The organism is Lamprobacter sp., assembly GCF_034860625.1.
Classification (GTDB): Bacteria; Pseudomonadota; Gammaproteobacteria; order Chromatiales; family Chromatiaceae; genus Lamprobacter.
On record NZ_JAYESN010000189.1, the window covers coordinates 1 to 6,021 of the forward strand.

Sequence of the window (6,021 nt, forward strand, 5' to 3'; positions counted from 1 at the left end):
GACGGCAACATCCACACCAACATCCCGGTGCACTCGGCCAACTATCAGATGCTGCAGGAGGCCGACCGGCTGGTCGATCGCATCATGGCGATCGCCGAACGGCTCGATGGCGTGATCTCGGGCGAGCATGGCATCGGCCTGACCAAGGTGCGCTATCTGGCGCCTGAGAAGCTTGCCGCCTTCGCCGAGTATAAGGCGCGCGTCGATCCGCAGGGGCGCTTCAACCCCGGCAAGCTGCTGCCTGGTTCCGGGCTCGATGGCGCCTATACGCCGTCGCTGCAGTTGGTCGAGCAAGAGGCCATCATCCTCGAGGCCACCGAACTCGGCGCGCTCAACGACGACATCAAAAACTGCCTACGCTGCGGCAAGTGCAAGCCCAAGTGCATGACCCATGTGCCGCGCGCCAACCTGGACTATTCGCCGCGCAACAAGATCCTTGGAACCGGCTTGATCATTGAGGCCTTCCTTTACGAGGAGCAGACCCGGCGCGGACTCTCGGAACGGCACTTCGACGAGATGAACGATGTCGCCGATCACTGCACCATCTGCCACAAGTGCCTGACGCCCTGCCCGGTCGACATCGACTTCGGCGATGTCACCATGCGCATGCGCCGCATCCTGGTTGAGCGCGGTAAGAAGCGTTCGACTCCCGCAGGCAAGGCGGCGATGGCGTTCTTGAATACCCAGAATCCGCAGGCTATTCGCGTCATGCGCAAAGGACTCGCCGAGTGGGGGTTTCAGGGCATGAACCTGGCCAATGCTGTGGCCAAGGGCCTGCATCTGACCGAGCAGCCCAATGCCCATCCGGGCGCCAGCAGCGGCACGCCGAATCCGATCGGCCAGGCGGTGCAGTTGGTCAGCCGCTCGATCCGCGTCGACCTGCCCAAGCGCACCTTCCGCCAGGTGCTCGGGCTTGAGGACCGCACGCGGGTGCCGATCCTCGCTGATCCGGCTAAGGTCACTGAAGACTCAGACGCGGTGTTCTACTTTCCCGGCTGCGGCTCCGAGCGGCTGTTCTCCGATATCGGCCTGGCAACCCTGGCGATGCTCTATGAGCACGGCAGCCAAACCGTGCTGCCGCCAGGCTATCTCTGCTGCGGCTATCCGCAGCGCGCGGCCGGCCTTGAGGAGTCCGGTCACCAGATCACCACTGAGAACCGGGTGCTCTTTCACCGCGTCGCCAACACGCTCAATTATCTGGACATCCGCACCGTCATCGTCTCCTGCGGCACCTGCATGGATCAGCTGCTCAAGTACGAGTTCGAGCGCATCTTCCCCGGCTGTCGACTGCTCGACATCCATGAGTATCTGATGGAAAAGGGTGTCAGTCTGGAGGGCGTCAGCGGCCAGCAATACCTCTATCATGACCCTTGTCACACGCCGATGAAGACCTATCAGCCGACTTCGGTGGCGGAAAAGCTCATGGGCCAGAAGGTGCCGCTCTCGGACCGCTGCTGCGGCGAGGCTGGCACGCTGGGCACCACCCGCCCGGATATCGCCAACCAGGTGCGCTTCCGCAAGCACGAAGAGCTAACCCAGGGCATCCAGGCGCTCACCGGCAAGACCCGCGCCGAGAACGGCGAGGTCAAACTCCTCACCGCATGCCCCGCCTGTCAGCAGGGCCTGGCCAAGTACGCCGACGAGACCGGGCTGATGACCGATTACATCGTCATCGAGCTGGCCAAGCATCGTCTTGGCGAGGGCTGGCAGCAGCGGTTCTTGGAGCAGGTGAAGGCTGGCGGGATTGAGCGGGTGTTGCTCTGAGGTCGATGGCATTGAAGCTCGACTGGATCATCGAACGAGTCGCCAGCGAACAGTATCGCTGGTCTCGGCATGGCGATCGCGAGCATCCATTCGAGCGAGGCGATCATAGATGAGCAGCAACTGTCAATTCTGCGGCCATGCGCATCTGACTCCCACAACCACCCGCTACATTCATCAGCAGGGCGATGAGCTACTGATCGTCGAGGAGGTGCCCTGCTTGCGCTGTGACGACTGTGGTGAAGAGTATTTCGATGTTTCGACGCTCAAGAAGATCGAGGCCGACCACCTTGCGCTTGCGACCCATCGCAAGCGTCCAGCGCGCACGCTTGAGGTCGCTGTTGAAACGTTCAGTGCCCTTTGACACAACTTCGTAACGACCGTCATGCTGAAACCGCGATCTCTTCAGCAACGGCGATGAATCGCTCAGCCTCAGCGATCATGCGCCGCGCGTCATCCAAGGCAAGCGGCTCCAGCGTGTAATCCGCAACCAGTCTGAGTTGTTGAAGCGTGCGGTGTTGGCCCAATCCCGCACGCTCCGCCGGCCCCGGCACAGCGCGCTACCCTCGTTGCAGTCTGAAAGGCCGTCGCGCGGCTCCTCATCCGCCCTCCGCGCCTGCCTTCCGCACGTTCCGGGCATCCGCTCCAGGTGGGATCGTCGCCGCGAACAAGGTGCAAGCCGTCAGCACTCGAGCAAACGCCACAGCGCGCGTTGTCGCAACGCGTTCTGTGGCTGATCGAAGCGAGGAGCGAAAACGAGACGCCGAGAAGAGCGGCCGTGCTACGCACCGCCGCCAGACCAAGCTGGCAAGGAATCTGCTTGAAGGCGTGACATGCGCTAGACTCCAGTGATGGCGATCATGAGAGAGCCTGGATTGCAGACAATCAGCCGCCGACTTGGGAGACTAAACGCTGGTTGGTAATGCTTACCAAGAGGATTGATCGGTCACTAGACAAACAGCAGCTATGCAAGTTGAACCATGGCGTTGCTTGCAGGTTGAATGGTTTGGTTTGCGTGCAAGCTTGCGTTTTCGTTGCGCATGCAAATCGATGGTTCAATTTGCGCGTAAATGAATACACTGTTAGCTTCCGAGAAACACGGCAACCGAACCAAAGCCAATGAAGCCTGTTGTCTACATTGAATCCTCGGTAATCAGCTACCTGGTTTCCCGTCCAAGTCGCGATGTCATCGTCGCAGGCCGGCAAGCACTTACGCTTGAGTGGTGGGAAAACGAAAAGCAGCGCTTTGACTTGAGAGTATCGGCTCTGGTTGAGGACGAAATCGGGCGCGGAGATCCTTCGGCTGCTGAACGCCGACTTGCACTTATTGAACGAATTCCGAGCCTAGCCGCTACGGATAACGCTCTCTTCCTCTCTGAAAGACTCATTGCAGAAAAGGCTATACCCGCTGGCAGCGAGGATGACGCCCTTCACATCGCCATTGCTGCAACTCAAGGAGTTGACTATCTGCTTACCTGGAATTTCAAGCATATCAACAACGCCGAAACCAAGAAATTGATCACTCGAATCGTTGAATCCCTCGGCTACGTTTGTCCATTGCTTTGCTCGCCGGAAGAACTCGGAGGCACATTTAATGACTGAAGACCCTATTATCGAGGAAATGCGAAAGCACCGGGAAGAACATGCCTCCGCTTACGGACATGATCTCCGGCGCATTATTGCCGCACTCCGAGAGCGAGAAGCACAATCAAAACGCCCTGTGCTTAATCCCGGTCCAAAATATTTGCTTCAAAAGACAGGAAGCTAATCGGGTAAGGGCGGGTGTCTAACCCGCCCTCCCCACACCACCTAGCATGCGGGTCCGCACTAGGCGGTTCATGAGAAGTGAGCACACGCCGATTTCAGGCATAGCCATGCGCTTTCATCCACTGATCGCGAATGCTGATCAAGCCCTGGCTTAGCAGCCAGTCATGGTACTGTCCCAGCCCCGCCCGTCGGTCCAGCGCCGGCACTTCGCTACCCCCTTTCGCTGGCTGAAGGCCAACAAAGCCGCTCCTCACCCACCCGCCGGCCTTGCGGCTCCGCCCGGTCGTGCTCTGCTCCGCGTCCGCGCGCCCGGCCTCCGGCGCCAAGCCTCTGGGCGGGCTCGTCGCGGCGAACAAGGTGCAAGCCATCAGCAATCGGGCAGACACCACAGCGCGCGTTGTCGCAACGCGCCCTGCGGCTGATCGAAGCGAGGAGCGAGGCGCCGAGAAGAGCGGCCGTGCTGCGCACCGCCGCCAGACCAAGTTGGTAAGGAATCTGCTCGAAGGCGTGACATGCGCTAGACTCCAGTGATGGCAATCATGAGAGAGCCTGGATCGCAGACAATCAGCCGCCGACTTGGGAGGCTAAACGCTGGTTGGTAATGCTTGCCAAGGGGATTGATCGGTCACTAGACAAACGGTAGCTGTGCAAGTTAAACCATGGCGTTGATTGCAGGCTGAATGGTTTGGTTTGCGTGCAAGCATGCGTTTTCGCTGTGCATGCAAATCGATGGTTCAATTTGCGCGTAAATGAATACACTGTTATGCCTCTAAACAAATCTTAGCAGCTTGTAAGTTGTAACGCTCGTTCCAGGCTGACTCTGATTCATCGTCATCGTAAATGTTATGGTAAGTTCTAACAGGTGCTGATGCGCCGCAATTACCGGAAGCAATCAAAGACAGCTCGCGCCCGTCTGGATGATCTCGATATGAATACCCAACATCATCGCTTCCGCAGAAAGGGCAGGTTTCATGGTTAATACCTCATGGAAAAACGCGATAAAATACCCCGACCATCCTTGCAAATATTGTGGAGCTAAAGGATGGGGCGTCGGGCATTACGTCGATGCCGGCGGAAATCCAAAATATCCGTTTTATTGCTTGAATTGCGGGAAACGCATACCGGGATTCGCCAAACGAAAAGCAGTAGAAAAAGCAAATATCGATATAAAAGAGCTTCATCCGCTTCAGTTGCCTTTTATTTGCGAGGTCTGCAACAGAGAAGGAGCCGAAGCACATCATTGGGCGCCTAGGCATCTTTTCGGTGATGAATCAGAACAATGGCCAAAGTCGTTCTTATGTCCGGAGTGTCACAAAAAATGGCATAGGATTGTCACGCCAAACATGAGCGAGGCATAACAAGTCGGTCAAGCCGAGGCGCGGGAGGGGGCGCAACTCAACCTGAAATCTCATCCCGCGCGCCCGGCTTACCTTGGGCATTAGCTTCGAACTTCACCGGCCCGCAAGGACTCGCGAATGACAAAAATAAGCTTCAAGATTTCTTATCACAACGGTACGGCAACGGACGGCCAGCTGGATATGTATGATGCAGCTCTATCCCTGCAAGGATTTGCAAGGGCGCTTGCAATAACTTCACACGCCCTACTGAACGATGGAGAGGTTCGTAAGAAAGGAAACCGGCTGGAGGGCGGCAGGCTCTACCTTCACCCGCCGAGGCATGGAAGCTTTGAAACGTTAGTTACATTCGTCATAACAAACAAAGAAGCAATTGGAGCGAGCATAGCTGCCGCCGCATTTTACGACATCCTCAAATGGACTTGGTCCAGCACGTTGGGATTGATTTACCAGCCGCAGACCCCTCACGTGCTGAGATTGCGTGATCGTATTGATCCATTCATTGGCGAGATAGAGGAAGCGCTGGAGGTCCCATTAGAGCTAGCTCATCGTCCAATAAGGAACGACGAGGAAATGGAGATCTCCATCGTTCGGCCGAGAATAGGAACGATAATAACGCTTGACTCGGAGACCTTGAGAAACGTCTCACTGACTACGGACCCAGAAATTGACAACACAATTACGGGCAACGTGACTCGTTACAACATCCTGTCCGGATTCGGAAGACTATATGATGACAGGCAAGAGAAAACCATTTCTTTTGTGCTCCATGATGACGTTACATCCGCTCAGAAGCAGATGCTGACCTGGTCGATGCACCATGCGCAGGGCGGAAATGGTGGCAAATTGAAGCTTTCAGTTCAGAGGGTTCTTACAGGGAACGGTACAGTCAAGCGTTACCTTATCCGAGAGGTCGAGATAATTGAAAGCTAACAACGCCACCAGCTCCGATGCCAAACTGCGCCCTTCGCTCTCGCTCAGGCCGCAGTTTGACGCGGGCTGAGGGTAACGTTAGCCGATATAACACGCACCAGAAACTGGCACCCACCGACTACAAGGCAAACTAATGACTGAACTTGAACAGATCGAAAACCGCGTTCTCAAACTCAGTCCGGCCGATTTTGAAGAGTTTCGGAAA

At 56.6% G+C, this 6,021-nt stretch carries 6 protein-coding genes; 5 read left to right on the forward strand and 1 reads right to left on the reverse strand.

Features of this window, described 5'->3' with window-relative positions; all coding sequences use genetic code 11:
• Positions 1-1,764 (forward strand): DUF3400 domain-containing protein (locus VBE63_RS23550; protein ID WP_323685455.1); only part of this gene is annotated, 1,764 nt, incomplete at its 5' end.
• Between the two features lie 109 nt (positions 1,765-1,873).
• On the forward strand, positions 1,874-2,125 hold the full coding sequence (locus tag VBE63_RS23555; protein WP_323685456.1) for a type II toxin-antitoxin system MqsA family antitoxin: 252 nt from the start codon (positions 1,874-1,876) through the stop codon (positions 2,123-2,125).
• A 19-nt stretch (positions 2,126-2,144) separates the two neighbouring features.
• Here VBE63_RS23555 and VBE63_RS23560 read toward each other — a convergent pair whose 3' ends face one another.
• Complete coding sequence (locus VBE63_RS23560) at positions 2,145-2,288, reverse strand: hypothetical protein (RefSeq protein WP_323685457.1); 144 nt, start codon at positions 2,286-2,288, stop codon at positions 2,145-2,147.
• A gap of 592 nt (positions 2,289-2,880) precedes the next feature.
• On the opposite strand from VBE63_RS23560, the gene VBE63_RS23565 reads away from it, so the two are divergent.
• The 3 genes from VBE63_RS23565 to VBE63_RS23575 all read left to right on the forward strand — a co-directional run bounded on the left by VBE63_RS23565 (position 2,881) and on the right by VBE63_RS23575 (position 5,816).
• On the forward strand, positions 2,881-3,363 hold the full coding sequence (locus tag VBE63_RS23565; protein ID WP_323685458.1) for a type II toxin-antitoxin system VapC family toxin: 483 nt from the start codon (positions 2,881-2,883) through the stop codon (positions 3,361-3,363).
• 1,136 nt (positions 3,364-4,499) lie between these two features.
• Entirely contained in the window at positions 4,500-4,886 is a 387-nt protein-coding gene (locus VBE63_RS23570) for a hypothetical protein (RefSeq protein WP_323685459.1), read from the forward strand.
• 117 nt (positions 4,887-5,003) lie between these two features.
• Positions 5,004-5,816, forward strand: a complete 813-nt coding sequence (locus VBE63_RS23575; RefSeq protein ID WP_323685460.1) for a hypothetical protein — start codon at positions 5,004-5,006, stop codon at positions 5,814-5,816.
• Positions 5,817-6,021: the final 205 nt, after the last annotated feature.